The 25,346-nt window shown below is 70.7% G+C and carries 18 protein-coding genes, 1 tRNA gene and 1 other RNA gene; 5 read left to right on the top strand and 15 right to left on the bottom strand.

What is annotated here, in order from left to right; genetic code table 11:
- Window positions 1-12 precede the first annotated feature (12 nt).
- Window positions 13-407, bottom strand: an RNA gene (gene rnpB, locus ACOGI9_RS01440) — RNase P RNA component class A.
- A gap of 161 nt (window positions 408-568) precedes the next feature.
- Between rnpB and ACOGI9_RS01435 the strand changes: the two genes are divergently transcribed.
- From ACOGI9_RS01435 to ACOGI9_RS01425, 3 genes are read left to right on the top strand one after another with little or no spacing between them, the layout of a single operon-like run.
- Window positions 569-1,675, top strand: coding sequence for a YncE family protein (locus ACOGI9_RS01435; protein ID WP_419858131.1), 1,107 nt, complete (start codon window positions 569-571; stop codon window positions 1,673-1,675).
- Entirely contained in the window at window positions 1,672-4,542 is a 2,871-nt protein-coding gene (locus ACOGI9_RS01430; RefSeq protein WP_419858130.1) for a hypothetical protein, read from the top strand. The genes ACOGI9_RS01435 and ACOGI9_RS01430 overlap by 4 nt, the downstream gene beginning before the upstream one ends.
- Window positions 4,539-5,204 (top strand): hypothetical protein, encoded by a 666-nt coding sequence (locus ACOGI9_RS01425; protein WP_419858129.1) that lies wholly within the window; start codon window positions 4,539-4,541, stop codon window positions 5,202-5,204. The genes ACOGI9_RS01430 and ACOGI9_RS01425 overlap by 4 nt, the downstream gene beginning before the upstream one ends.
- A gap of 15 nt (window positions 5,205-5,219) precedes the next feature.
- Here the strand turns inward: ACOGI9_RS01425 and ACOGI9_RS01420 are convergent, their stop codons facing one another.
- From ACOGI9_RS01420 to ACOGI9_RS01410, 3 genes are all read right to left on the bottom strand, one after another.
- Window positions 5,220-8,774 carry an FG-GAP-like repeat-containing protein gene (locus tag ACOGI9_RS01420; RefSeq protein WP_419858128.1) on the bottom strand — a complete coding sequence of 1,185 codons (3,555 nt, stop codon included), beginning with the start codon at window positions 8,772-8,774 and terminating at the stop codon, window positions 5,220-5,222.
- 152 nt (window positions 8,775-8,926) lie between these two features.
- On the bottom strand, window positions 8,927-11,422 hold the full coding sequence (locus tag ACOGI9_RS01415; protein WP_419858127.1) for a S9 family peptidase: 2,496 nt from the start codon (window positions 11,420-11,422) through the stop codon (window positions 8,927-8,929).
- The gene (locus tag ACOGI9_RS01410; protein WP_419858126.1) at window positions 11,419-12,009 is read right to left on the bottom strand and encodes a hypothetical protein; all 591 of its coding nucleotides are present in this window, start codon (window positions 12,007-12,009) and stop codon (window positions 11,419-11,421) included. Before ACOGI9_RS01410 ends, ACOGI9_RS01415 begins: the two co-directional genes overlap by 4 nt.
- Window positions 12,010-12,159: 150 nt before the next feature.
- Here ACOGI9_RS01410 and ACOGI9_RS01405 point away from each other — a divergent pair.
- Together ACOGI9_RS01405 and ACOGI9_RS01400 are read left to right on the top strand one after the other, a co-directional pair.
- Window positions 12,160-12,233: transfer RNA gene (locus tag ACOGI9_RS01405), tRNA-Arg, on the top strand.
- 55 nt (window positions 12,234-12,288) lie between these two features.
- The gene (locus tag ACOGI9_RS01400; RefSeq protein WP_419858125.1) at window positions 12,289-12,765 is read left to right on the top strand and encodes a YbaN family protein; all 477 of its coding nucleotides are present in this window, start codon (window positions 12,289-12,291) and stop codon (window positions 12,763-12,765) included.
- A 10-nt stretch (window positions 12,766-12,775) separates the two neighbouring features.
- On the opposite strand, the gene ACOGI9_RS01395 is transcribed toward ACOGI9_RS01400, so the two are convergent.
- From ACOGI9_RS01395 to ACOGI9_RS01345, 11 genes are all read right to left on the bottom strand, one after another.
- The gene (locus ACOGI9_RS01395) at window positions 12,776-13,231 is read right to left on the bottom strand and encodes a type II toxin-antitoxin system VapC family toxin (RefSeq protein ID WP_419858124.1); all 456 of its coding nucleotides are present in this window, start codon (window positions 13,229-13,231) and stop codon (window positions 12,776-12,778) included.
- On the bottom strand, window positions 13,228-13,464 hold the full coding sequence (locus ACOGI9_RS01390; RefSeq protein WP_310758368.1) for a FitA-like ribbon-helix-helix domain-containing protein: 237 nt from the start codon (window positions 13,462-13,464) through the stop codon (window positions 13,228-13,230). The genes ACOGI9_RS01395 and ACOGI9_RS01390 overlap by 4 nt, the downstream gene beginning before the upstream one ends.
- Before the next feature lie 80 nt (window positions 13,465-13,544).
- Complete coding sequence (locus ACOGI9_RS01385) at window positions 13,545-14,924, bottom strand: pyridoxal-phosphate dependent enzyme (RefSeq protein ID WP_419858123.1); 1,380 nt, start codon at window positions 14,922-14,924, stop codon at window positions 13,545-13,547.
- A gap of 40 nt (window positions 14,925-14,964) precedes the next feature.
- A complete protein-coding gene (locus ACOGI9_RS01380; protein WP_419858122.1) occupies window positions 14,965-17,229 on the bottom strand; it encodes a DUF5916 domain-containing protein in 2,265 nt (754 codons plus the stop codon).
- 17 nt (window positions 17,230-17,246) lie between these two features.
- Window positions 17,247-18,218 carry a homocysteine S-methyltransferase gene (gene mmuM / locus ACOGI9_RS01375; protein WP_419858121.1) on the bottom strand — a complete coding sequence of 324 codons (972 nt, stop codon included), beginning with the start codon at window positions 18,216-18,218 and terminating at the stop codon, window positions 17,247-17,249.
- Entirely contained in the window at window positions 18,215-19,180 is a 966-nt protein-coding gene (locus tag ACOGI9_RS01370; RefSeq protein ID WP_419858120.1) for an MBL fold metallo-hydrolase, read from the bottom strand. The genes mmuM and ACOGI9_RS01370 overlap by 4 nt, the downstream gene beginning before the upstream one ends.
- Window positions 19,181-19,185: 5 nt before the next feature.
- Entirely contained in the window at window positions 19,186-22,437 is a 3,252-nt protein-coding gene (locus ACOGI9_RS01365) for a WD40/YVTN/BNR-like repeat-containing protein (RefSeq protein ID WP_419858119.1), read from the bottom strand.
- A 98-nt stretch (window positions 22,438-22,535) separates the two neighbouring features.
- The gene (locus ACOGI9_RS01360) at window positions 22,536-23,720 is read right to left on the bottom strand and encodes an acyl-CoA dehydrogenase family protein (RefSeq protein ID WP_419858118.1); all 1,185 of its coding nucleotides are present in this window, start codon (window positions 23,718-23,720) and stop codon (window positions 22,536-22,538) included.
- Window positions 23,717-23,929, bottom strand: coding sequence for a hypothetical protein (locus tag ACOGI9_RS01355; RefSeq protein WP_419858117.1), 213 nt, complete (start codon window positions 23,927-23,929; stop codon window positions 23,717-23,719). Before ACOGI9_RS01355 ends, ACOGI9_RS01360 begins: the two co-directional genes overlap by 4 nt.
- A gap of 26 nt (window positions 23,930-23,955) precedes the next feature.
- Entirely contained in the window at window positions 23,956-24,327 is a 372-nt protein-coding gene (locus ACOGI9_RS01350) for a hypothetical protein (RefSeq protein ID WP_419858116.1), read from the bottom strand.
- Window positions 24,311-25,345 carry an isocitrate/isopropylmalate dehydrogenase family protein gene (locus ACOGI9_RS01345; RefSeq protein WP_419859220.1) on the bottom strand — a complete coding sequence of 345 codons (1,035 nt, stop codon included), beginning with the start codon at window positions 25,343-25,345 and terminating at the stop codon, window positions 24,311-24,313. Before ACOGI9_RS01345 ends, ACOGI9_RS01350 begins: the two co-directional genes overlap by 17 nt.
- Between the last annotated feature and the right edge of the window lies 1 nt (window position 25,346).

Below are 25,346 nucleotides of genomic sequence, written 5' to 3'. Positions count from 1 at the left end.
CGCGGCATGAGGTGAGGCGGAGGGAGATAAGCCGGGTTCTGTTACCGACGGGCCAGGCCCGCGGCGAGGTCATCTATCTGGGACCTCGGTTTCCCGAGGCCTCGTGCGGCCTACCCGGAACTCGAACGCGACGGGCCGCCGCTCGTTCCTGCTTGGCCTTGCTCCCGGCGGGGTTTGCCGTGCCGTCCCTGTCTCCAGGAAACGCGGTGGGCCCTTACCCCACCCTTTCACCCTTGCCTGTGCGTCTGGACCCCTGAGGGTCTCAGTCTGCCATCGGCGGTCTGCTCTCTGTGGCACTTTCCGTCGCCTCGCGACGCCCGGGCGTTACCCGGCGCCGTGCCCTGTGGAGCCCGGACTTTCCTCGAACGGCGTGACGCGCACCCGTCCGCGACCTCTTCTCCCTCCGCCGCGGACAACCTAATCGATTGGCAACCCCTTGAGGAATTGTCTACTCTAAGGGTAGGAGGAGAAGTGTCCGGCGGAACGGGTTTCCGGGCCCGGAGACTTCAGGGAGAAGGAGTCGCGAACGCGCGTAAATCGTATGCTACCTGAGTCTGCCATACCCCGCATGGCGATGGCCTTGTGGGCGCTGGGAACGACGGCCGCGGCGGCCACGCCCGCGGTCTCCCAGGAAATCAGCCCCGACGGCCCGTCGTCGTATTACGTCTACGTGGCGGCCGAATCGGAGGATCGCGTCGATCTCATCCGGTTCGATGGCACCGGTGCGTCGGTGCTGGATTCCGTCTTCGTGGGCCGTTTCCCCACGGAAATCGACGGGCCCCACGGCCTGGCGGTCGATCCGAGCGGGGAACGGTGGTACGTGACGCTCGCCCACGGGAACCCCTTCGGCACGGTCGTCGCCTATTCCACGGAGACGAACCGCCCGCTCGGGAGCGCGGAGCTGGGGCTCTTCCCCGCCACCATGCAGGTGACGCCGGCGGGGCTGCTGTTCGCGGCGAACTTCAACCTGCACGGCGACCACGAGCCGAGTTCGGTGTCGGTCGTCGACGTCGGCGCGATGATCGAGGTCGCGCAGATTTCGACCTGCACGATGCCGCACGGCTCGCGGCTCACGGCGGACGGGGCGCGGCACTACTCCGTGTGCATGATGGACGAGATGCTCGTGGAGGTCGACGCGCACCGGCTCGAGGTCACGCAGCGCTTCCTCCTCTTCCCGGGCTCGGAGCAGGCGTGGCCGCACGACTGGCTCCCGACGCGGCCGGTGGGAGCGGCGGCGTGCAGCCCGACCTGGGCGCACCCGGCCGTGGACGGACGCCATGTGTACGTCGCGTGCAACCGGAACGCGGAGGTGCTGGAGATCGATGTGGGGTCGTGGCGGGTGACGCGACGGTTCGAGACGGGCGAGGGCCCGTACAATCTCGATGTGACTCCGGACGGCGCCTACCTCGTGGTGACGTACAAGGGCGGGCAGGCGACGGGCGTCTGGGATCTGGCCGACGGGACGGAAGTGGCCCGGGTTCCGAACACGCGGACGCTGCCGCACGGGATCGCGATCTCCCCGGATTCCCGGTACGCCTTCGTGAGCGTGGAGGGGGTGGGCGGAGAGCCGGGGACGGTGGACGTGATCGACCTCCGGGCCGGGGTCCGGGCGGCGAGCGTCGACGTGGGGAAGCAGGCGGGCGGCATCGCCTTCTGGAAGGCGGAACCGCGGTGAGGCGCGGCGCGCTGGCCGTGCTCGCGGGGGTGCTCGCGGTCGCGTGCGGGGACGGAGGGAGCACGGAACTCGGCTCTCCGCCGACGACGCTCGTCCCCGTTTCCTCCGCCGTGGACACCATCGTGACGGGAGAGGCCACCGACCCCCCGATCGCGGTCCGGGTCGAGGATGCGCTCGGCAATGCGGTCGAGGGGGCGCCGGTCCGCTTCGTGATCGTGCGGGGCGAGGGCGAGCTTTCGCCGGGGGTCGCGGTCGCGGGGCAGAACGGCGTCGCGGAGTCGGTCTACCGCGCGGGGCCCACGCCGGGCGAGGCGGAGATCCAGGCGGACATCCCGAGTGCCGCGAACGTCCCGCCGCTCCGCTTCCTCGTCTTCGCGGAGGCCGCGGACACGGTCCGTCTCACCATCGTGGAGGGCGACGGCCAGCGGGCGGAGGCGGGGAGCCAGCTGCCGCTCCCGTTCTCCATCCGGGCGGAGACGACGAGCGGCGCCCCGGCCGGCGGCGTCCGCATCGCGTTCGGCTGGACGGCGCCCGAAGAAGCGCCGGCCGCGCTGGAAGCGGAGGAACTGCCGGAGGCCGGGGACACGGTGGCCGTGGCGGAAGCGCCGGAAGCGCCGGCGCCGGAGGAATCGCCGGAGAGCGGGGGCGCCCTCACGCACGACATCGTGATGACGGACGCGGACGGACGCGGCGGGGCCGTCTTCACGCTGGGCTCGCGTCCGGGCGAGTACCGGATCCACGTCTCCGCCACGGGCGGCGTGTACTCGGACACGCTCTCCTTCTCGGCCACGGCGCTCGCATCGGCGGGCGGCGCCGTACAACTCGACTCGGTCGGGAACGGAAGGCTCGCCGCGGGCACGCGGGCGCTCCTGTACGGCGGCGGCTTCCGCCCGGTCGCGGCCGACAACGAGGTGTGGATCGAGGGCACGGCGGCGACGGTGGTGAGCGCCACCGAGACGGAACTCACGGTTGAAGTGCCGGCCTTCGCCCGCACCTGCCTGCCCGAGCGCGAGGTCGGCGTGCGGGTGCTCGCGGGCTCCGATGCCAGCAACGGTCTCCTCGTTCCGATCGAACCGGCGAACCTGCGCGTGGGTCTCGAGGTCGGCGAGTCGCTGACCCTGCGCGGGCCCGTCGAGGTCGAATGCGTCCAGTTCCGGCCCGGCGCGCCCGCGGAAGCGGGAGAGGCGGGAGAGCCGGGAGCGCCCGAGGACATCGGGGCGGTGACGCGGGAATACCGGATCGTCATCGGCAACACGGGGCGCGGCGCCTCGAGCGGGCTCCCGCTCCGGCTCACGATGCGGACGCCCGCCGACATGTCGGGGGACGGCCCGGCGGCGGCGCTCGACGCCAGGACGATCGATCCCCGGGTCGCGGACGCCGCGCTCGCCGGCACGCGCAGGGACATCGGGATTCGCGCACGCACGCTTGCCGCACTTGTTCAGGCCCGGATCTCGCCCCTCCGGCCCGATGGCTCGACGGCGGTTTCCGCGCCCCTCCCGGGAGACACGCTCGAGTACTTCTTCTCCGTCGGTCCGGAGCTGACGGCGACCTGCGTCGACCCCACGAGGACGGTACGGGGAACGGTGCGGGCCGTGGGCGACGCCGTGGTCCTGGTGGAGGATCTCACCGCGCCCGCGGGAGGTCCGACGGAGGAGGAGTGGCTCACGCTCGCCGCGGAACTGGACGAGACGGTGCTTCCGGCCGTGACCTCCTACTTCGGCCCTCCCGAGGACATCGACCGGAACGGACGGGTCGTCGTCCTGTTCACGCCCGATGTGAACCGGCTCGGCGACGGCGAGGCGGGCGTCGGCGGGTTCTCCCTCCCCCAGGACCTTGCGGCCTCGGGGCGGGGCGACGGCGAGTTGTCGGACCCGGACGGCGGCCTCTGCCCGGCGAGCAACGAGGCGGAGATCGTCTACAGCGTGAGCGCGGACCCCGAGGCGACGCTCGGCCGCGCCGTCTCGACGGAGGATCTGCTGCGGGAGACGCCGGCCCTCGTGGCGCACGAACTCCAGCACATCGTGAGCGCGGGGCGCCGCGTGCCCGTTTCTTCGGCGGGGTTCGGGGCCGCCGAGGAAGTATGGCTGGATGAGGCGCTCTCGAGTCTGGCCGAGGAGGTGGCGGGACTCGCCGCGCTCGGGCTCCCCGTGGGCGAACGCCTCACCTTCGACCGCGTGTCCGAGACGCCCGAGGCACTCGAGGCCTTCAACGCGTACATGCTGGGCAACTTCCGAAACCTCGGCCTGTACATGCTCGGACTCCCCGGGGCCCCCACGGTGTCGACGGACGACCCGGACGGCGTCGGCGGGTTGCAGATGCGGGGCTTCGGCTGGTTCCTCCTGCGACGGCTGGCGGACCAGGCGGGAGGGGACGAACGGGCCTTCTTCCGGTCCGTCGTCGGGGGCGGTCAGAACTACGGGCGCGGGATCGCGAACCTGGAGCGGGTCACGGGAAGGGAGTGGGCGAACATCCTGGCGGACGTGTCGGTTTCGCTGGCGCTGGGCGCCGGGACGCTGGGCGCGGGCACCGAGGATCCCTCGGAGGAGGATCTCGAAGCGCCGGAGGCGGGGACGGACGCGGGGCCGCCGCGCGCCGCGGCAACGTGGGACGCCACCGATGTGTTCCGATCCTTGAATCAGGATACGGACACCCGATCGGGTCTTCCGACCGCGATCGCGCTCCGGGCCGAGCCGCTGGGGTTTGAAACCCGGGTGCTGAGCCTCGACGTAGGGCCGTCGAGCGTACAGTACTTCTCACTCGCCTCGGTTCCCGGCGCGCCGGGCCTTTCGCTGTCGCTGGAAACGGCGGGAGGGGCCCCGGCGGGTGAGACCGCGGAACCGCTAATCACGATCGTGAGGATCAAATGAGACGCCCGTCCGGCGTTCTTCGCTTTCTCTTTCTCTTTCTGTGCGGGCTCGCTCCCGGAGCGTCGCAACTGACGGCCCAGATGACCCCCGAGGCGCCGCTCGGCGGCGATACCGGTCCGGAATTCTTCGGACTCGCCGGCGTCATCCAGCCCCTCAACAACCTCACGGACAATACCGGCGCGTACGGCACCGTGATGCCGCCGGACGTGATGATGGGGGGCGAAGCGACCTACTGGGCCTCGCGCTCGGTGGGGATCGGCGTCATGGGGCTTTATTCACCGGCGACGCTCGAAGGCGTCGGCGGCGGCGGCGGATTCGGACGTGGAATCGGAACGCTGGGCGAAATGGAGTACCTGGCGGGCACGGTGAACCTGACGTTCCGGCTGCGGTCGGCGGGCTCGGCGGGCGCGCTCGAACCCTACTTCACGGTGGGCGGAGGGCTCCGGCAGTTGAAGTTCTACGGCGCCGAGGTGCCGAAACTCAGCGCGACGGATCCGATGGCGACGGCCGCGATCGGGATCCGCGTCCAACTCCTGTCGTCGCTCTGGTTCCGGGGCGAACTCCGGGACATGGCGTCCTACTACATCTCCGCCCAGACGGACGCGTCGAAGCTGCAGAACGACGTCGGCATCACGATCGGCTTCGGCTACCGCTACCGCTAGCAGCGTCCGCTACCTCTAGCCGGACGTCCCGCCCGTTCCCGCGGGCGGGACGCGCACCTCCAGAGTCCCGGGCGGGATCGAAACGGACGTCTCCCCGCCGTTCGGCCACACGACGTGCAGCGTCGCGGGGCCGGCGGGCGGGTCGCCGGCCAGGCCGAGCGTCTGCGTCGATTCGTGGCGGGCCAGATAGCCCTCCCCCGACCGTACCTCCCGCGCCGGACCGAACGTGCCGTCCGCGTATTCGAGCCGGAGGCGGGCGCCGATGGCCCGCGGGTTCGCGGGCGGGCCCTCGAGCGTGACCCGGAGGCCGGGCGCCGCACCGACGTTGCGGTAGAGCCGGGTCTCGCCGCCGTTGACGCCGAAGGCCACGTCCACCCGTCCGTCGCGGTCGGGGTCCGCGAGCGAGACGGCGCGGGCGTCTCCGTAGACGGCGATCCCGGACCGGGGGGCCGGAACGGGCTCGAAGCCCCCCTGGCCGTCCCCTCTCAGCCAGAGTCCGCGCCCCGCGTCGTAGCGCGGCGCCCCCGGCCGGCCGGCGTAGAAGTTCTGCGCGAGGACGAGATCTTCGTGACCGTCCCCGTCGAGGTCGGCGGCGGCGACGCCGAAGGCGGGCGCGCGCTGGGCCGCCGCGGGCAGCGGGGCGCTCTCGAAGCCGGAGGGGCGATTGAGCCACACGGTGTGGCGGAGTTCGTTCGCGTCCAGCCGGCGCTCGGGGTCCAGGCCGCCGATGAGGTCGGTGAGCGGCGCGCGTGCGAAGCGCTCGTACGTCACCCGGAGGAGGGCCGAGAGTCCGCCTGGGACGGCGAGCGCGTCCCTGCCCCGTAGAGGGCGCCACACGCCGGATTCCGTCCGGGCCTCGACGAGATCGACGATGCCGTCGCGATTCATGTCGCCGTAGATGAGGGAGTAGGCGGACGGCACGTCGAGATTCGCGCCCCAGCCGGTCGCGACGAGGTCGGGCCGTCCGTCCTCGTCGAAGTCCGCGGCGGCGAGGCCGTTCCAGCGCCCCGTGAGACGCGTGAGCCCCAGCGCGGCGCTCACATCGGTGAAACGGCCCGCATCGTTGCGGAAGAGGCGGACGCTGCCCCACTCGAGGGCGAGCGCGAGATCGGGGTCGCCATCGAGGTCGTAGTCCGTGAAGAGCGCGGCGGAGACGAGCCCCAGGCGCGCGAAGGGGCGGGAGCGCTCCGCATCGACGCGCAGGGCGTCGCCGTCGTGGATCAGCAGGCGGGAGTCGACCGCGATGGGGTAGGCGCCGGGGGCGACGCGTCCGCCCACGAAGAGGTCGAGGTCGCCGTCGCCGTCGATGTCGGCCTGGGCGAGCGGGCCGGTCGCGGCGGGGAGCTGACCGGGCGGGGCGCCGGGGGCTTCGATGAGCGGGGGCGCCGGCGCGGACGCGCCGAGCGGCGCCGCGATGACCGCGGGAACGGCCGCGGCTTCCGCGGGCGAGCCCGCCTCGTACGCGCTCGTGCCGATGAGCAGCGCGACGCGACCGTCGGCCGCGCGGTGCGGCAGCACGGCGGTCGCGTCCCACGCCAGCGCGGGCACGAGGGCCCGCGGGGCGGCGAAACCGTCCCCCTCGTTCCGAATCAGGACCGGGCTGCCCCCCCGGCCGCTCCCGACCACGAGATCCGCATCGCCGTCGTCCTCCACGTCGATCCACGACACGCCGGGGCCGGGGCGATCGAGCGAATGGGGCAGGAGCGGCTGCCGGAGCCGGTCGTCGAAGGGCGATTCGACATGCCGGTGCCCGAGCCGATCCGAGATGTCCACGAAGTGCGCGCCGGCCTCGGCCGTCGCCGCCGTGGCGGGGCCGGCCGGGTCGGGAGCCACCGGCTCCGCGGTGGCGGCATCGATCACGTATTCGCGGTTCGCGACGACGCCTGCCAGCCGCGTGCGGCGGCCGTCCGGCCAGTCGACGGTGAGGACCATCTCCCCGTCCGACGCCGCGGCGAAGCTGGCGGCGGGTTCCGACGAGGAGAGATAGGCGCCGCCCGCGGTGATCTCCCGCACCTGGGCCGGAAGCCCGTCGGGTCCGTCGAGGCGGATCCGGGCTCCGATCCCGCGCGTGTTCGGGCCCGGCCCCCGCAGCCGCACGAGGATACGGGGCGCCGGAGCGTCGTTGCGGTACATCACGGGCGGCGCGCCGAGCCGGGTCACGACGACATCGAGGTCTCCGTCGCGGTCGAGGTCGCCCGCCGCGACACCGTGCGAGATGTCCGCTTCGACCCCCCAGCGCCAGCTCTCGCTCACGTCCGTGAAGCCGTCCGCCCCTCCGCGGAAGGCGACGTTCGGCTGCGCGAGCGGCGGGAACATGCGCAGGGCCTGGTCCGCCGGCAGCCCGGGGATCGCCGCCACGCGCGCGTTGGCATCGCCGTCCAACTGGTCCCACGCGTGTCCCGTCGTCACGAGGATGTCGTTCCAGCCGTCGAGGTCCGCGTCCATGATGAGCGCGCCCCACGTCCAGTCGGAGGCGGCGAGCCCGAGTTCCCACGCCGCCTCGGCGAACGTGCCGTCCCCCCGGTTGAGCTGGACCGCGTTCCGGTTCACCTGGATTCTCGTGTCCGTGACGCCGGACGGTTCCGGGACGGCCTCGTAGCTCGGGGTCTGGACGAGGCGCACCGCCGCGTCCCGGGCGAGCATGTCGGTGGTGAGCAGATCGAGGTCTCCGTCGCGGTCGAGATCTCCGACGTCGACGGCCATCGAGGAGAGGCTCGTCGTGCGGACGGCGACGGCCGGAGCGGGCGCGAACGTCCCGTCGCCGCGGTTGATCCAGATTCCGTCCTCGCTGTTGAAGTCGTTCGCCACGTAGAGATCCGGGTCGCCGTCCTCGTCCCAGTCGCTGAACCTCGCCGCGAGTCCCCAGTCGCGGGCCGGCGTCGAGACGTTCCCGCGGGAACGCGCGAGGGGCGCTCCGGGGGCCGCGGGCGCGAACCGTCCGTCCCCGAGTCCGGTGTAATACTCGTCCGGCTCGCCGAGCTCGAAGCGGCGCACGAAGCGGCCGTCGAACTCCACGCGGTAGTGCTCGTCGTAGAGTTCCCGCAGTTCCGGAAGCGTGTCGAGGTTCCCGTCCTCGCCGCGCTGGAGGTGGTTGATGTCGAGGATGTCCGGCGGGTAGAGGTCGTCGACCTGCCGCGTCTTGTAGTTGGCGACGTAGAGGTCCAGATCGCCGTCGCCGTCGGTGTCGGCCAGCGTGAGGGTCGTGCTCCCCCACGCCCCGGCGAGGCCCGCGTCCTCGAGTTCCGCGAAGCCGCCCGCGCCGTCGCCGAGGAAGACCCGGTTCCGGCCCCCGTGGACCGCGATCAGGAGATCGAGGTCATCGTCTCCATCGACGTCGACGAGCGCGGCGCCTCTCGCGAGCACGTCCTCGAGCGCGAGGGCGGGCGGCGTGATCTCCTCGAAGCGCCAGCCGCCGAGGTTGCGGTAGAGCGCGCTCGCGCGCCCGAAGCCGGCGAAGAAGAGGTCGGCCAGGCCGTCCCCGTCCACATCCCCGACCGCCACGCCCTGCCCTTCCGCGCGCACCCGGTTGCGCAGGCGCGTCTCCTCGTCGACGTCGTACAGGAAGGACACGCCGAGGTCGGAGCCATCGAGCGGCCGGAAGCCGCCCGAGCCCCGCGGCCGCAGCTCTCGCCAGCGGTGTCCGTCCGCCTCGACCCAGGGTCCGGGGTCCGGCGCCCCGCACGCCGAGACGAGGAGGGCCGCCGCGAGGAGCGTCCGTGTGTTCAGCCACCCTCCCCGTTCGCCGACGCCCCGCGGCCGCCGCCGATCACGCGCTCGAACAACTCGTAGATGCGCCGGTATTCATCGGTCCACGACGAGGGCTCCGCGAAACCGTGGTTCTCCACCGGGTACACCGCCATCTCCCAGTTCTCCTTCCCCAGTTCTATCAGACGCTGGGCGAGGCGCACGACGTCGGAGAAATGCACGTTGGTGTCGTACATCCCGTGCGCGATGAGGAGGTGTCCCTCGAGGCCCTCGGCGAAGTAGATCGGGGAGGACTGGCGGTACGCCTCCTCGTCCTCGTGGGGGAGGTTGAGGATGCGGCTCGTGTACCAGTGGTTGTAGTGCGCCCAGTCGGTCACCGAGCGGAGCGCGCCGCCCGCCGCGAAGGACTCCGGCGCCGTGAAGAGCGCCATCAGGGTGATGAAGCCGCCGTAGGACCCGCCGTAGATCCCCATGCGGTCGGGGTCGACGCCCTCCTCGCGGGCGAGGTACGCGGCGCCGTCCACCTGGTCGGAGAGGTCCCAGCCGCCCATGTGCCGGTAGATCGCCGTGCGCCAGTCGCGGCCGTAGCCGGCGGAGCCCCGGTAGTCGATGTCGAGCACGGTGTAGCCCTGGGCCGCCAGGAAGTGGTGGAACATGTACTCGCGGTAGTAGTTCGACCACCAGTTGTGGACGTTGTGCAGGTATCCCGCCCCGTGGACGAAGATGACGCCGGCCCCGTTGGGTTCGGCGCCGAAGTCGGCGGGCCGGTAGATGCGCGCGGGCACGGGCGTCCCGTCGCGGGCCTCGAAGTGCACGATCTCGGGCAGGAGCCAGGGGAAGCCGAGCCACGTCTCGGTGGGGGAGGTCGTGACCTGCGTCATCGCGGCGCTCGGCGCGGCGTCGGCGAGGTAGAGTTCGGGCGGGCGGTTCGCGCGCGAATGGAGGACGGCGAAGCGACGTCCGTCGGGCGACGGCGTGACGGTGAACGAGCCCTCTCCCTCGAGGAGCTGCACCCGGTCGGAGCCGTCGAAGCCCATGCGCCACGGGTGCTGGTCGAAGGGGGAGAGTTCGCTCGTCTGGAGGAGGAAGGCGTCCCATCCGTCCGGGATCGTCGCGCCCAGAACCTCCCACTCGCCGGCCGTGAGCGCCTCCTTGTCGCCGCCATCGGCGTCGATCGCGTACACGTGGGAGTACCCCGTCTCCTCGCTCACGTACCAGGCGCGCGGCACGTCGCCCGCCGCCTCCGCCGGGAGCCAGCCGATGCAGCCCGCGCCCTGGAAGCCGAAGCAGGGGCCGCCGACCCACGCCTCGTCGTGGTGCGTGTCCAGCATCGTCAGCGAGCCGGTCGCCGCTTCGTAGGCGTAGAGGCGCCACGTCTTGTAGTCGTAGTCCACGGCGAACACGAGCCCGTGGGAGCCCGCGTCGTTCCAGCCCGCGAAGCTCGCGACGGCGAGGCGATCGTCGGATGCCGCCTCGCCGGAACCGGCTTCGTCGGAGTCGGCCTCCGCGTCCGCGTCCGAGCCGTCCCCCGTGAGGTCGAGCCAGGTCGCCTCGCCCGTCCCCGTGTCGACGACGGCGAGGCGCGAGACGCCCTGCTCGTCCCCGACCTTGGCCCTCATCTCCGTGTTCTCGGTGTAACCGGACTGCGTAACCCAGAGGGGGATGTCCGTGCTCCGGCCCTCGCCCCCGAAGCCGCCGCGCGTGACGGTAACCGCGACGTGGCTGCCCGTTGGGTCGGCGGCGAACGACTGCGCGCGCTCGCCCTGCGCGAGGTGCAGGGTCTCCCGTTGCCCGGCCTCCCGGAGCTCGCGCCGCTCGTCGGCCCGCTCCTCCCGGATGTCCTGCACGCGGATGTGCTCGAACAGCTCTCGCTGCTGCTCCTCGAGGAAGGCCTTGTGCCCCTCGGCCTCCGGGTCTTCGGGCTGCTCCGGACCGCCGACCGACGTGAGCTGCCGGATCTCGCCGTCGTCGATGTCGAAGGCGAAGAGGTTGTTCCCGCGGCGGAAGAAGATGGAGGCGCCGTCGCCGGAGAAGACGGGACTCATCTCGGCGTCCTGGGTGTGGGTCAGCCGCCGGGTCGCGGCGCCGTCCCGCTCGATGAGATAGAGGTCTCCGCCGGAGGACGTCACGCGCCAGCGGCCGTCCGGGGAGACGTCGCCCGGTGCGAGGATGGGGCCGAGGCGAAGTTCCTCCTCGTCATCGACCCGCTCCGGGGTGCCGCCGGTCGAACGGACCCGGTACAGGGCGCGCTGCTCGTGCCACTCGGCGCCGCCCGGGAGCCAGCGGAAGTAGATCCACTCGCCGTCGTCGGACCAGCTCACGCCGACGGGCGCCTGCCCGACGTGCTCGGAGCCCCGCATGATGGACTCGAGCGTGAGGGCGAACGCGTTGTCGCGCGCGGGGGCGGGCTCGAAGCTGGCAAGATTCTGCGCCTGGAGCGGCGGGGCGGCCGCCAGCGCGACCGCCGCCATGGCGGTCCACGCGGCGGGGCGGAGCTTCGGGGAGTACTTCACGGGGTACCTCCTCCGTTCCTGGAGGGCAGATACTGTCCCGGGATCGGCAGATCCGGCCGTTCCGCGGCCCAGTAGATCGTGACGACGTACCAGCGGTCGCCGTCGTGCATGAGCTGGATCGAGTTGATGCCGCGCGCGAACGGTTCGGGGTCGTCCGCGGTGCGCTTCGAATCGTAGGTGGAGAACGCGTGCACCACGGGGCCGAAGCGCTCCTCGCTGCGGGCGATCTCCCGCTCGAAGAACCCGTTCTGTTCGAGGAAGCCGCCCGCCTGTTCGGCGTATTCGCCCGGGCTCCACACCTGGTAGCCGTGCTCGCCCTCCGGGGACCGGCCCGTGGGAATGAGGCGGGCCTCCGGGATGAACAGGGAGCGGAAGCGATCCCAGTCGCGCGCCTGTCCGGCCGGGCCCGAGATCACGTCGTAGAGCGCGGTCAGGATGCTGTCGACGGACTCCACGTCGCCGGGATCGGCGTCGGGCCAGCTCTCCGCCATGGCCACGTTGGCTCGGCCCTGCGCGAGGACGGGGGCGGGCGCCGCGAGCGCCAGGGGTCCGGCGGCCAGCGCGCCGAGGAGAAAGAGTGTACGCATTCGTCGCATCGTTCCGCTCCGGGTGAGGGGGTTGGCGTCCCCGAATCTAGTAGTGTCTCGGAAACCCGCGAGCTACGGAGAGCGCCGGGGCGCCGGCTCCCGGTTGCATTGGACGCGGGCCGGCTCTACCGTTTTTCGCTCGCGCCGCCCGCGCCCGTAGCTCAATTGGATAGAGCGTCTGACTTCGGATCAGAAGGCTGGGGGTTCGAGTCCTCCCGGGCGCATGATCCCCCGGCCGATGACGCCAGAGACTCATTCGACTCCGGTGACTCCGCAGACATGAAACCGAGTCCAGACACGCGACACAGCCGGCCCGCGACCCCTGCGCCGGCCGCCCAGTGCCCCATCGATCACGAGGCGGCCGAGCGCGCCGCGCGCGCACTGCCCGGCCCCGTGCGGCGGGCCGTCTTCCTGGGCGTGGGGAGCCTCAGCGTGAGCGCCGGCATCATCGGCATCGTGGTGCCGCTCTGGCCCACGACCTGCTTCCTCCTGCTCGCCGCGTGGTGCTTCGCGCGCAGTTCCCCCCGCGCCGAGCGCTGGCTGTACGAGAACCGCCTCTTCGGCCGCTACCTCCACGCCTACCGCGAGCGCGGCGTGATCTCCACCCGCGTCCGGCGCGGCGCGACGATCTTCCTGTGGAGCGCGATCCTCGTCTCGGCCGTATTTGCCGCCGGCCAGCTCTGGCTCGTCGCCCTCCTCCTGCTCGTCGCCGCCCTCGTCACCGCCCACCTCTACTCCCTCCCCGGCGAAGGCTAGCCCAGCGGCGCTACTCCGCGGGGCGCGAGACGGCCCGCTCGTGGACGACTTGCGAGCCGGGCGGAGTGATGATTCGGCAGGCGGGCCCGGGGGCCCGCGCAAGCCGGCGATCAAGCGTCAACAGGGGGCATGAAAGCGCTTCGGCAAGCGCCACGTACCAGCCATCGTAAATGCTGAGGTTGTGGCGCAGTTCCCAGACGCGATCGGCTAGAGGTTCGAACGGGAACGGCTCGATATCGAGCGTCAGCAGGTCGCGGCGGGCGAGATTGACCTCGGAGGTCTCCAGCCGTTCGGCAAGCTCCAGCCGGCGAAGAACGTTGCTCGCTTCCGCGAGGGCGATCTGTGGGCCCGCTAGGGCACGGCCTTCGCGAGTTGCCTCCGCTATGGCAGCTTCCGACCAGGCGCCGTCCGTCCCGAGGTCGGCTACCGCCGCCGCGAGGACCGAGGCATCAACAACGACCGTCACTTCCGGTCGGCGTCTCGCGCCTGCAGGATGCTCTCGGTGGTCACCCGATTGGTCGACAGCCGCTTGCGGGCGCGAACGCTCTCGACCCACTCCTCAACGGTCGGCTTCGCTACCAACCGCGTGAGTTCGCCGCGCAGATACCGCTGCATCGACTGGCCGCGAGAAGCCGCGCGCACCTTCAGCCGGTCACGCACTTCCTCGGGGACGTCTCGAATCGTGATTTGAACACTCATGACATCATTTTGACATCGGCAGCAGCGTTTCGCAAGCACGCACGTTCCCGCGGGAACGTCTCCCGGGCGCGTCCGTCGCTCTATGCGCCGAGGGCGGAGATGAGGTCGGAGCGGGTGAGGATGCTCAACGTGGCGTCTTCCTGCCGTACGAGCACGGCGGGCTGGTCTCCGCTGAGGGCGTTCGCGAAGGCGTGCACGGGGCTCGAGGCCTCCACGACCGGGAAGGGCGGGCCCATGACGTCGCGCACGAGGCGCCCCCGGGCGTCGGGGTCTCCCATGAGGAAGCCAAGGATGTTCTGCTCGATGAGGCTCCCGACGACTTCTCCTCCCTCCGTCACCGGAAGCTGCGAGATCGCATGCTCACGCATCGACGCGATCGCATCCTCGAGCGACATGTCGACCGGGGCCGACACGAGCGGCCTTTCGGTCGAACGGCGAGCGACGAGCGCCCCCGCGGTAAGGGTCTCGCCCTCCTCGAGGAAGCCGTGCTCCTGCATCCAGACGTCGTTGTAGACCTTGCCGAGCGCGCGGTAGCCGCCGTCGGGCATGACCACGACGAGCACATCCTCGTCCGAGATCGACTCGCGGTTCGCCTCCATCCACTGGAGCGCGCCGGCCATCGCCATGCCGCACGAGCCGCCGAGGAACATCCCCTCCTCGCGCGCGAGACGGCGGGTCATGAGCATCGACTCGCGGTCCGTGACGCGCACGTAGTCGTCCACGATGTCGAAGTTCATGTTGCCGGCGAGGATGTCCTCCCCCACCCCTTCGGTGACGTAGGGCTGGATTTCGTCCTCGTCGAACTCGCCGGTGTGGAAGTACTTCCAGTAGACGGAGCCGTACGGGTCCACGCCGATGATCCGCACGTCGGCGTTCCGTTCCTTGAGGTAGGCGGCGGAGCCCGAGATCGTGCCGCCGGTGCCGGAGCCGACGAAGAGGTGCGTGATCCTCCCCTCCGTCCCCTCCCACAGTTCCGGGCCGGTCGTCCGCAGGTGGGCGAGCGTGTTGGCGGGGTTGTCGTACTGGTTCATGTAGAAGGAGTTGGGCGTCTCCTCCGCGAGCCGGCGCGAGACCTGGTAGTAGGAGCGCGGATCCTCGGGGTCCACCGCGGTCGGGCAGACGATGACCTCCGCCCCGAGCGCCCGCAGGATGGCGATCTTCTCGGGGCTCTGCTTGTCGGTGGTCGCGAAGATGCACTTGTAGCCGCGCGCGATGGCGGCGAGCGCGAGCCCGACGCCGGTGTTGCCGCTCGTGCCCTCGACGATCGTGCCGCCGGGTGCGATCAGGCCCCGCTCCTCGGCGTCGTCGAGCATCGAGACCCCGATCCGGTCCTTGACGGAGCCGCCCGGATTGAAGTACTCGAGCTTCGCGAGGACGGTGCCCGGCAGGTGCGCGGCGAGCCGGTTCACGCGCACCAGCGGCGTGCCGCCGATCGTGCCCAGGATGTCCTCGTGCCACATGAAGATTCGCCCTCCCTTGCGCCGGCGCCCGCTCGACGGGCTACCCGGTCAGGTTGAAGAGCCGGCTGTACTTGACGACGAGTTGGCGCTGCTTCGGACCGGCCATGATTCCCGTGCGCTCAAGCGAGCCGGTGTGATTCGTGTCGTTCCACACCACGTACAACCCCGTCCCGGCCGTGTCGAGCCACGCGAACCGGATGTTGGTCCCGACATCCTTCGTATCGTCGTTGTACTGGACGTTCGCCTGCAGGTAAACGCGCGGCGTGAACGAATATGACGCGTTGAAGCGCACGACCGCGGTCTTGAAGCTGCCCTCGTCGAGGCGGACGTCGAAGTAGTTCGTGATCAGGCTCGCGCTGAGGCGGTCTCCGTAGCGGTACGCGAGCGTCGCGTTCGGCCCGAATCGGGTCCCGCTGTAGAACCCGCCAAGGTCCCAGCCGACGGAAAGCGACAGGGGAGCGCCCCGGTTCGTGTTCGCCCTGAACTCCCAGTCGATGTTGTGGTACGTGCCGGCCGGGATGACGATGTCCTCCCGGATCGCGAACGGTGCCTCGAGACCCTCCCCCGTGAAGTTGAAGCCGGGAAGCTGGAAGAAGGCGCCGTTCTCGAACTGGAAGTGGTTGTCGATGTGCAGGAGATACGACTCGTTGAAGCCGCCCAGCGTCCACCAGCTGTTCCCGGAGATGTGGGGGCGGAACTCGCGGAACCAGGACACGCCTTCCGTGCGCATGTGGCGGAGGAAGCGCCAGTTCACCTGCCGGTAGCCGCGCCGGTTCACGAAACCGACCTCCGGGTTGAAGGCGTCGCCGATCTGCCGGTACCCGGTCGTGATCTGCCAGTCGCGCGTGACGTACCGCATGCCGCCGGCGAAGCCGTACTCGCCGTCGTTGAACCCCGAGCCCGCGGCTTCCTCCCCGGTCGGGACGGGCGTGGCGGTGAGGCTCGCCCAGCCGTTGAACGTCAGGGCGTCGCCGATGCCGAGCCTGCCGTCGATCCCGTACGTGAGGTTGTGGTCTCCCGCATCGGCCGTATTGAGGCGCGACACGAAGATGGCGCCGAGCTGCGAGCGGTTGCCGAACTCCCGGTACGCCCGCAGCACGCCGAAGTTGTTCGCCGGCGCGATCCGTTCGCTGAGGCCGGTGTCGTCGTCGAAGTGGAAGGCCTCGTCGGTCTGGATGTTGAGCATGCCGACCTGGAAGGCGCCGACCTTTCCGGTCATCCGGGCGCCCGCCGTGATCGGCACCTCCCGTCCGCCCTGAAGCCCGATGCGGCGGCTGAAGAAGAGTTCGGCCGAACGGCTCGCGCCGACGGCGAAGGTCCCCGCGTTCTCCAGGAAGAAGGCGCGCTTCTCCGGGAAGAAGAGGCTGAAGCGCGTGAGGTTCACCTGCTGATCGTCGACCTCCGCCTGCGCGAAGTCGGTGTTCACGGTGAGGTCGAGGGTGAGGCTCTGGTTGAGGCCGATCTTGGCGTCGCCGCCGATCTGCCGGCCGAAGTCCGTCTCCGGCGACGGCACGCGGTAGTCCCTGAAGCCGTCCATGAGCGCGTACGGGCTGATCGATACCGTCCGCCGGGCGGGGGCTTCCAGCGCGAGGGTGCCGGCGAGCGAGACCCGGTACACGCCGAACTGCCTGGGCAGGGGCGCCCACATCGACTGCTCGCTGTTGCGCCGGATCTTGCGCTCGAAGTTCAGGCCCCAGTCCTGCGGTCCCCCGGCGCCGTAGCGGAGGGTCGAGAACGGGATCCGCATCTCGGCGTACCAGCCGCGTTCATCCCGGCTCGTGGCGACCTCCCACGAGGCGTCCCAGTTGAGGTTGAAGCCGCCGGCCGAGCCGCGCTGCTGGCGGCCCCCGCCCCGGCCTCCGCCCACCCCCTCGCCGGTGACCTGGCCGTCGTACTCGATGCCGGCCGGCGTGGTGCCGAAGACGAGGGCGTTCTGCCGGTCCAGGTAGGTGTCGAGCACGACGACGAAGGCATCGGAGTCGTCGAGCGAGGCGTCGCGCAGCGTCTGGCCCGTGACGATGCCCGCCGGGTCGTCGTCGAGGAGCCAGGCGCCGATGTAGAGCGCCGCGCCGTCGTAGCCGACGCGGACCTCCGTGGACTGCGACACCGGCTGGCCCTCGGTAGGCTCGCGCTGGGTGAAGCCGTCGAGCGGTTCGAGGCCCGACCAGGCGTCGTCGTCGAGCCGGCCGTCGATGACGGGCGGCGCCGCGATCTCCGACGCCCGCGCCCTGGGCGCCTGCTGGCCGCTCAGCAGGCCGGGCACGGCAAGGCTGGAGATGGCGACGAGGCCAAGTACGGCGCGCACGCGGATCCCTTCCCCCCTCAAGTGACGGTCCGCTGAGAAGGTACGGCCCCGCCGCGGATGGCGGCGATCGCGGCGGGGCCCACGCGGCAGCAGCCGCCGACGCCGTCGGCGCCCGCCGCCCGCCACTCGGCCGCGCTCCGGGCCCAGTCCGTCGGGGTCGCGGGGCCCGTCCAGCGCTTCGCGTCCGCGTCCCATTCCTCGCCCGAGTTGGGATAGGCGAGGATCGGTTTTTCGGTCGCCCGCCGCGCCGCGCGGACGAGGGGGACGACGAGGCGCGGATCGACACAGTTCACGCCGACCGCGACGACGTGCGGTTCGGCGTCGCACAGGGCGACGGCATTCTCGAGCGGGGTGCCGTCCGCGAGGCGCGCGCCGTCGCGGCACTGGAAGCTGATCCACGTCGGGCGGTGGGAGACGGCGGCGAGCCGGCAGTAGGCGCGCGTCTCCTCCACCGAGGGCGTCGTCTCGCAGGCGAGGACATCGGCCTCCGTCTCGGCGAGGACCTCCCAGCGCGGGGCGTGGAAGTCGTACAACTCGGCCGCGGAGAGCCCGTAGTCGCCCGTGTACTCCGATCCGTCGGCGAGGTAGGCCCCGTATGGCCCGATGCTCGCCGCGACGAGCGGCGGCGGACGGCTCGCGGGCGGCGCGCCGCCGGGCCACGGGCGCGTCGGCCGCCGAGGAAGTCCGCGCGATCCGAGATCGGCCCGTCGACGGACTCGCGCAGGATGCGGGTGGTCGCCGCCCGTCGAGCCCCGGGCCGCGAAACCCTCGAAGGTCGCCTGGTAGGTCGCGGTGGCGATGCAGTCGGCCCCCGCCTCGAGGAAGCGGCGGTGCGCGGTGCGGATCGTCTCGGGGTCGTCGATGAGGGCGCGGGCGGACCACAGGGGATCGTCGAGATCGCAGCCCAGCGCCTCGAGTTCCGTCGCCAGGCCCCCATCGAGGACGAGGAAGCCCTCCCGCTCGATGAAGTCGCGGATCGGGTCGGTCAACTCGGGTCCGGGCCGATCATGATCGAGAACCCCTCGAACACGAACTCGACCCCGCCGTCCCGGAGTCGGTTGCCGACGGCGATGCCGTCGAACATGGCTTCCACGGCATCGTGCAGCTCCAGCAGCCGCGACGGCTGCGCGACCGGCGTGTTGTGGGCCGTGAACAGGGTCGTGAGATCGGGAACCAGCTCGGCGAGCCGGGCCACCGAGGTCCGGTATGCCTCCAGGTCCGTCTCGGGCGCGAAGAGCCAGATCGGGCCCTCGTAGAAGGAATCCCCGGTCCAGAGGAAGCCGGCGTCGCGGTCGAGGAGGGCGATCGCGTCGGGCGTGTGGCCGGGGACGGCCACGACTTCGAGGGTGCGCCCGCCCAGGTCGATCCGGTGTCCGTCTTCGATGAAGGCGGAGACCTCGAAGGCGGGCGTGTGGTAGTTGTCCTCGGTGATCCCCGCGGGAAGGACGCGGCAGAGGGCGCTCGCGGCCACTTCCCCCCGCACCTCGGGGTTCGTGCGGCCACGGGCGCGCGTGCGGGTGAACTCCGTGTCCATGGCGAGCACGCGCTCGAACTCGGCGTTGCCCCCGACGTGGTCCATGTGCGTGTGCGAGTTGAGGACGGTCACGGGCAGCGCCGTGAGCTCGTCCACGACGGTGCGGATGCGGCCGATCCCCATCCCCGTGTCGAAGAGGAGGGCGCGCTCCTCGCCCAGGATCAGGTAGGAGATGACCTCCTGGAACTGGAACGGCTCGTAGATCGCGTACACGCGCGGGGCGACGCGATACACCTCGAACCAGTCATCGGTGGCTTCGACGCGCTCGAGGTCCGCGTACTGCGAGCGGGGCACGTTCGAGCAGAACCCCGCCGTCGCGGCCCTCGATTCGGGGGCGATGTCCGGGCCCGGCGCGCAGGCGAGCGCCCCCCCGGCCAGCGCGCCCGCGCCCGCCAGCCGGAGGATCGCCCCGCGCACGCCCGCTATCCGTCTTCGTCGGTGGTGATGACGCGCCCGACCCTCGCCTGGAGCATCCGGTTGAACTCGGCGAGTTCGTCGGCCAGCACCGCCTGCAGCCGCACGACCACTTCATCGATCTGGTCGCTCAGGAGCTGCGCCACCTCGGCGTGCTGGTCGGTGGGCGGGAAGTCGGCCGTCCCGACCGCCCCCTGGAGGTACTGCAGGCGGCCGGCGATCATCGAGGGCCAGCGCACTCCGTCCGGCCCCGTGTTCTTGAGCTGCACGAGTTCGCCCTCCACCTCGATGAGCGATTCGTCGAGCGCCTCTCCCGCCTCGAGCACGTCCTCCGCGTCCCCGGCCTCTTCGAGCACCGGTCGCAGGTCATGGATCTGCCGCCGCAGGAGTTCGATCTGGTTGACGGCATCGGCGAGCCGGTTCCGATCCTCCACGATGTCGTCGAGCAGCGCCTTCTGCGCGAGGATGTCCGCCATCGAGCCCTCGGAACTCGGATCGCGGAGGACCGTCAGTTCCTCGGTCCCCACGTCCTCGCCGTCCACGACCAGCGTCACGGTGTAGGTGCCCGGGGGCTGACGCGGCCCGCCGCCGAAGCCGAAGAAGCCGCCCCCGGCCGTGCGGGAGACCTCCGGCATGGGCATCCAGTCCGCGAACTGCGGCTTCGTGCGGTACTCGATCGGGTTCGCGTCGGGGCCGCGGAAGTTCCACCACACCCGGTTGAAGCCGTCGTGGCTGGAGCCGTCGAGCGTGGCCAGCGTCTCGCCGTCCGAGTTCTCGACCCGCACCTGGACTTCGCGTCCCTCCCCGTTGCCGAGCCAGTAGTTGATCGACGCCCCGTTGGGCGGGTTCTGACCCACGGACCAGTCCTCGTACATGATCTGGGGCTCGGAGATGTCGTTGAAGCGGTACGCGTCGCGCGGCGCGAACAGGTGGGCGTCGGTGGCCGCGATCTCGGGCGTGAGCTGCTGCACCCCGCTCAGGTCGTCGAGGATCCAGTAGCCGCGGCCGTACGTCCCGGCCACGAAGTCGTTGAAGTGCTCCTGGATGATGAGCCCGTAGTACGGCGACGGCGGGAGGTTCGGCATGAAGAGCTGCCAGCTCTCCCCGTCGTCGTAGCTGATGTAGACGTTCGTCTCGGTGCCGAGGTAGAGGAGGCCCGGCCGCACCGGGTCCTCGAGCAGGTAGCGCGTGTAGTCGACCGGATAGTTGTCGACCCCATCGGTGATCTGCGTCCACGTCGCCCCGAAGTCGTCCGTCTTGTAGGCGCGCGCGTCGAAGTCGCCCACCTGGTGGTGCTCGATCGTGATGTAGGCCTTCGCGACGTCGAAGCGGGAGGCGTCGATGCTCCGCACGATGCCGTCCGGGGGCAGGTTCGGGATGTTCTCCGTGACGTTCGTCCACGTCGCGCCGTCGTCGCGGCTCACCTGCACGAGGCCGTCGTTCGTGCCGGCCCAGAAGACGCCCTGCTCGATGGGCGACTCGTCGAAGGCGTAGATCACGCAGCAGAACTCCACGCCGATGTTGTCGGGCGTGAGCCCGCCGGAGACGGTCATCCGCTCCCGGTTGTTCGTGGAGAGGTCGGGGCTGATGACCTCCCAGCTCTGGCCGCGGTTGCGCGTGCGGTGCACGTGCTGGCTCGTGACGTAGATCGTCTCGTTGTCGTGCGGGGAGATGAGGAGGGGGAAGGTCCACTGGAAGCGGTAGCGGATCTCCTCCGCCGGATATCCCATCGTGGACTCGGGCCACACCTCGACGTCGCGGAACTGGCCGCGCTCCCGGTCGTGCCGCACGACGATGCCGCCGACCGCGCCGGCGCCGGACGCGCTCGACCACACGATGTTCGGGTCGGTGGGATCGGGCGTCGCGAAGCCGCTCTCACCGCCCCCCACGGTCGTCCAGTCGCCGCGCGGGATGAGTCCGCGCGCCCAGAAGCCGCTGTAGCGCGTGTTCGACGGCCCGTGATAGGAGGGCCCGTCCTGCCGGTTCCCCATCACGTTGTAGGGGATCTCGTTGTCCACCGTGACGTGGTACATCTGCGCGATCGGCAGCTGCATGCGCGACCACGACTTCATCCGGTTCTCCGTGATCGCGACGCCGCTGTCGCCGCCGATGAAGACGCGGTCCGAGTTCTCCGGATCGACCCAGATGTCGTGCAGGTCCCACCCCGGGGCCTGCGGGTCTCCGCCCAGGGGCCCGCCGCCGAGGAAGTTGAACATCTCGTACGTCGCGCCCCCGTCCCGGCTCACGCTGAAGCTGGACGAGAGGAAGTAGAGTTCGTCGCGGTCGTCGGAGGCGACGCCGCAGCGGGTGTAGTAGGCCTGCCGGGTCGCGAGGTCGTGGCTGTAGTTCACGAGCCGCCACGTGCGGCCGCCGTCATCGCTGCTCCACAGCTCGCCCGTGTCGGTCTCGTACCCCTCCATCGGCACGCCGTCGCTCGTCTCGATGAGGGCATACACCCGGTCCGAGTCCGAGTGGGACATGCAGACGGCGATCTTGCCGAGCGTGCCCGTCGGAAGCCCGTTCCCTTCGAGTTCGGTCCACGTGTCGCCGCCGTCCATCGTGAGGTGGAGACCGCTCCCCGGCCCGCCGCTGTCGCGCTTCCACGTCTTGAGATCGATGTCCCACATCGTGGCGAAGATCTTCCGCGGGTTCGCCGGATCCATGACCATGTCGTAGGCGCCCGTCCCGCGGTCCACGAAGAGGATCTTCTCCCACGAGGCGCCGCCATCGGAGGTGCGGTACACGCCGCGCTCGTCGGACTCCGCGTAGGCGTGGCCGAGCGCCGCCACGTACACGACGTCCGCGTCGGTGGGATGGATCAGGATGCGGCCGACGCGGCCGGTCCCCTCCAGCCCCATGTGCGTCCACGTCTCGCCGCCGTCCGTCGACTTCCAGACCCCGTTCCCGATCGAGACGTTCGAGCGGATCGAGGTTTCGCCGGTCCCCGCCCACACGACCGCGTGGTCGCTCGGGGCGACGGCGAGGGCGCCGATGGAGTGCACGGGCTGGTCATCGAACACGGGCCGCCAGTGCAGGCCGGCGTCGTCCGTCTTCCAGATCCCTCCGGTGGCGGCGCCGGCGAAGTACGTGTTGCGGTCCCCGGGGACGCCGGCGATCGAGGAGACGCGGTTGCCGACGGGTCCGATGTGGCGCGCCCGCAGCCCCTCGTACTGCTCGGGCGTGAGTTGCTGGGCCGCCAGCGGCGCGGCGGCCGCGAGGGCGAAGGCGAGACTGATGGAGAAGCGGCGAACGTTGGACATGGCTCTCTGCCTCGTGAAACGGGTCGTTTTGGGCGAGGAAACGTGCGGCCCGGGACGAATGCGGGCCAGAGCCCGGCGAACCTCGCTCGTCGCGCCGGTCAGTTGTAGGCGGGCAGCCCGGTCGCGTCGTGTCCCAGGATCAGGGAGTGGATGTCGTGCGTGCCCTCGTACGTATAGACCGACTCCAGGTTCGCCATGTGACGCATCGAGGCGTACTCGGCGAGGATCCCGTTCGCGCCGAGCAGGCGCCGCGACTCGCGGGCGCACTCGCAGGCCATGTTCACGTTGTTTCGCTTCGCGAGGGAGACGTGCTGCGGCCGCATCGTGCCCTCGTCCTTCATCCGGCCGAGCCGGAGGCAGAGGAGCTGCGCCTTCGTGATCTCGGTGAGCATGTCCGCGATCCGGACCTGCTGGATCTGCGTCTGCGCGATCGGCGTGCCGTCGAACTGCACGCGGTTCTTCGCGTAGTCGACCGATTCCCGAAAACAGGCCATGGCGGCGCCGACGGCGCCCCACGAGATCCCGTAGCGCGCCTGCGTGAGACACTTCAGCGGGCTCTTGAGCCCCCCGCTGCCGGGGAGGAGGTTCGTGCGCGGCACCCGCACGTCCTGCAGAACGAGTTCGGAGGTGTCGGAGGCCAGGAGCGAGAGTTTCCCCTTCTGGTCGCTGGCGGAGAAGCCGTCGCGCCCCGTCTCGACGATGAAGCCGCGGATCGAGCCGACATCGTCCAGGTCTCCGGTCTTGGCCCAGATCACCGCCACGTCGGACATCGAGCCGTTCGTGATCCACATCTTGGCGCCGTTGAGGATCCACTCGTCCCCGTCCTCGACGGCCCTCGTGATCATGCCGCCGGGGTTGGAGCCGAAGTCGGGCTCGGTGAGGCCGAAGCAGCCGATGGACTCGCCGCTCGCCAGCCGCGGCAGCCACTCGCGCTTCTGTTCCTCCGATCCGAAGGCGAAGATCGGATACATGACGAGGGCGCCCTGTACGGAGACGAAGGAGCGGATGCCCGAGTCCGCCCGCTCGAGTTCCTGCATGATGAGGCCGTAGGCCACGTTGTTGAGGCCCGCGCAGCCGTACTCCTCGGGGAGGTTCGCCCCGAAGAAGCCGAGTTCGCCCATCTGGGGGATGAGTTCCCGCGGGAACGTGCGTTCGATGTAGTGGTGGCCGATGATGGGCAGGACCTCCTGGTCCACCCACTCGCGCACCAGGTCCCGAATGGCGATCTCCTCCTCGTGAAGGAGCGCATCGAGATTGAAGTAGTCGACACCTTCGAAAGTCATTCGTGAATCTCTCCGGATTCCGGGCAGCCCGTGGCTGCGGGACGAGGGACGGCGGACGAATCCGCGCGGAAACAATGGACGCCGAGCGCGACGCCGGCGGCGGCGAGGAGGAGGCCCCCGACGACGCCCGGCCAGCCGTACACGTGCGCGTTGATGACGAGGACGACGCCGACCATGGTGGCGAGCGCCGCGGCCGGAAGCCCCAGCACGGTCCGGACGCCGGCGCGCCGGGCGCCTATCGGGCGAGCCGCCATCGGGTGTAGCCCTTCACGACCTCGCGGCCGATGCGGAAACCGAGATAGTACGCGGCCACGAGCGGCAGGCCCCACGCGTACGCGGGCAGGAACCCGAGTTCGGGGGAGGCGCGGAGCCAGACCACGACCCAGACGCCGAAGGGCAGCGTGATGCCCGCGGCGACCACGTGGCGCCAGATCCGCATGCGCCGCTGCATGCGCGGCCCGCAGGCTTCGCACCAGTCGTCGGCGTCCAACTGCCCCTTGGGGAACATCAGGCCGCAGGCGCCGCACATCACGCCCTTGAAGTGAAGCTCTTCCATCGGTTCCCGCTCCGTGCCGGTCGTTCCGCGCCGGTCATTCACCCGCGGCATCCAGTCGTTCGATCACCGCGGCGGCGAACTCCGCCGTGCCCGCGGACCCGCCGAGGTCCGGAGTATAGCCGGCGCCCTCCTGCAGGGTCCGGTGCAGGGCGGCGCGGATGCGCGCGGCCGCTTCGCGTTCTTCGAGGTGGTCGAGCAGGAGGCAGCCCGCGAGCAGGAGGGAGGTGGGGTTCGCGATCCCCTGCCCCGCGATGTCCGGGGCCGATCCGTGCACCGCCTCGAAGATCGCCGCCCGCTCGCCGAGGTTCGCCCCCGGCGCGAAGCCGAGCCCGCCGATGAGTCCGGCCACCTGATCCGAGAGGATGTCGCCGAACATGTTCTCGGTCACGATCACATCGAAGCGGTACGGATCCAGCGCCAACTGCATCGCCGTGGCATCCACGATCTTCTCGTCGAATTCCACCCTTCCCTCGTACTCGGCCGCGACGTTGCGCCCGACCTCGAGGAAGAGACCCTGCGTGTATTTGAGGATATTCGCCTTGTGGACGAGCGTCACGAGACGCCGGCCGTGGGCGAGGGCGTACTCGAACGCGAAGCGCACGATGCGGCGCGACCCGTAGCGCGTGATGAGCATGACGGATTCGGCGACGGCGCGGGGGTCGTTCTCCATCCCGATGAAGTGCTCGATCCCGGCGTAGAGGCCCTCCGTGTTTTCGCGCACGATCACGAGGTCCACGTCCGGATAGCGCGCGGCCGGAAGCAGGGTGACCGCCGGACGGACGTTCGCATACAGATCGAAGTGCTTGCGGAGCGCGACGTTCACGGACCGGAAGCCGGAGCCGATGGGGGTCGTGAGCGGCCCCTTGAGCGCGACGCCGGTCGCCTCGATCGCTTCGAGGGTCGCCTGCGGCAGCGGCTCTCCGACGGTCTCCATGGCGGTGACGCCCCCGAGGCACTCGCGCCAGCGGATGGGCGCGCCGGCGGCCTCCAGGATCGCGAGCGTGGCCTCGGCGATCTCCGGGCCAATGCCGTCCCCCGGGATCAGCACAACGTCGTGCGGCGTCTTCATC

It is taken from the genome of Candidatus Palauibacter irciniicola, assembly GCF_965208695.1.
Classification (GTDB): domain Bacteria; phylum Gemmatimonadota; class Gemmatimonadetes; order Palauibacterales; family Palauibacteraceae; genus Palauibacter; species Palauibacter irciniicola.
This window is presented reverse-complemented; position numbering and strand designations above follow the sequence as displayed.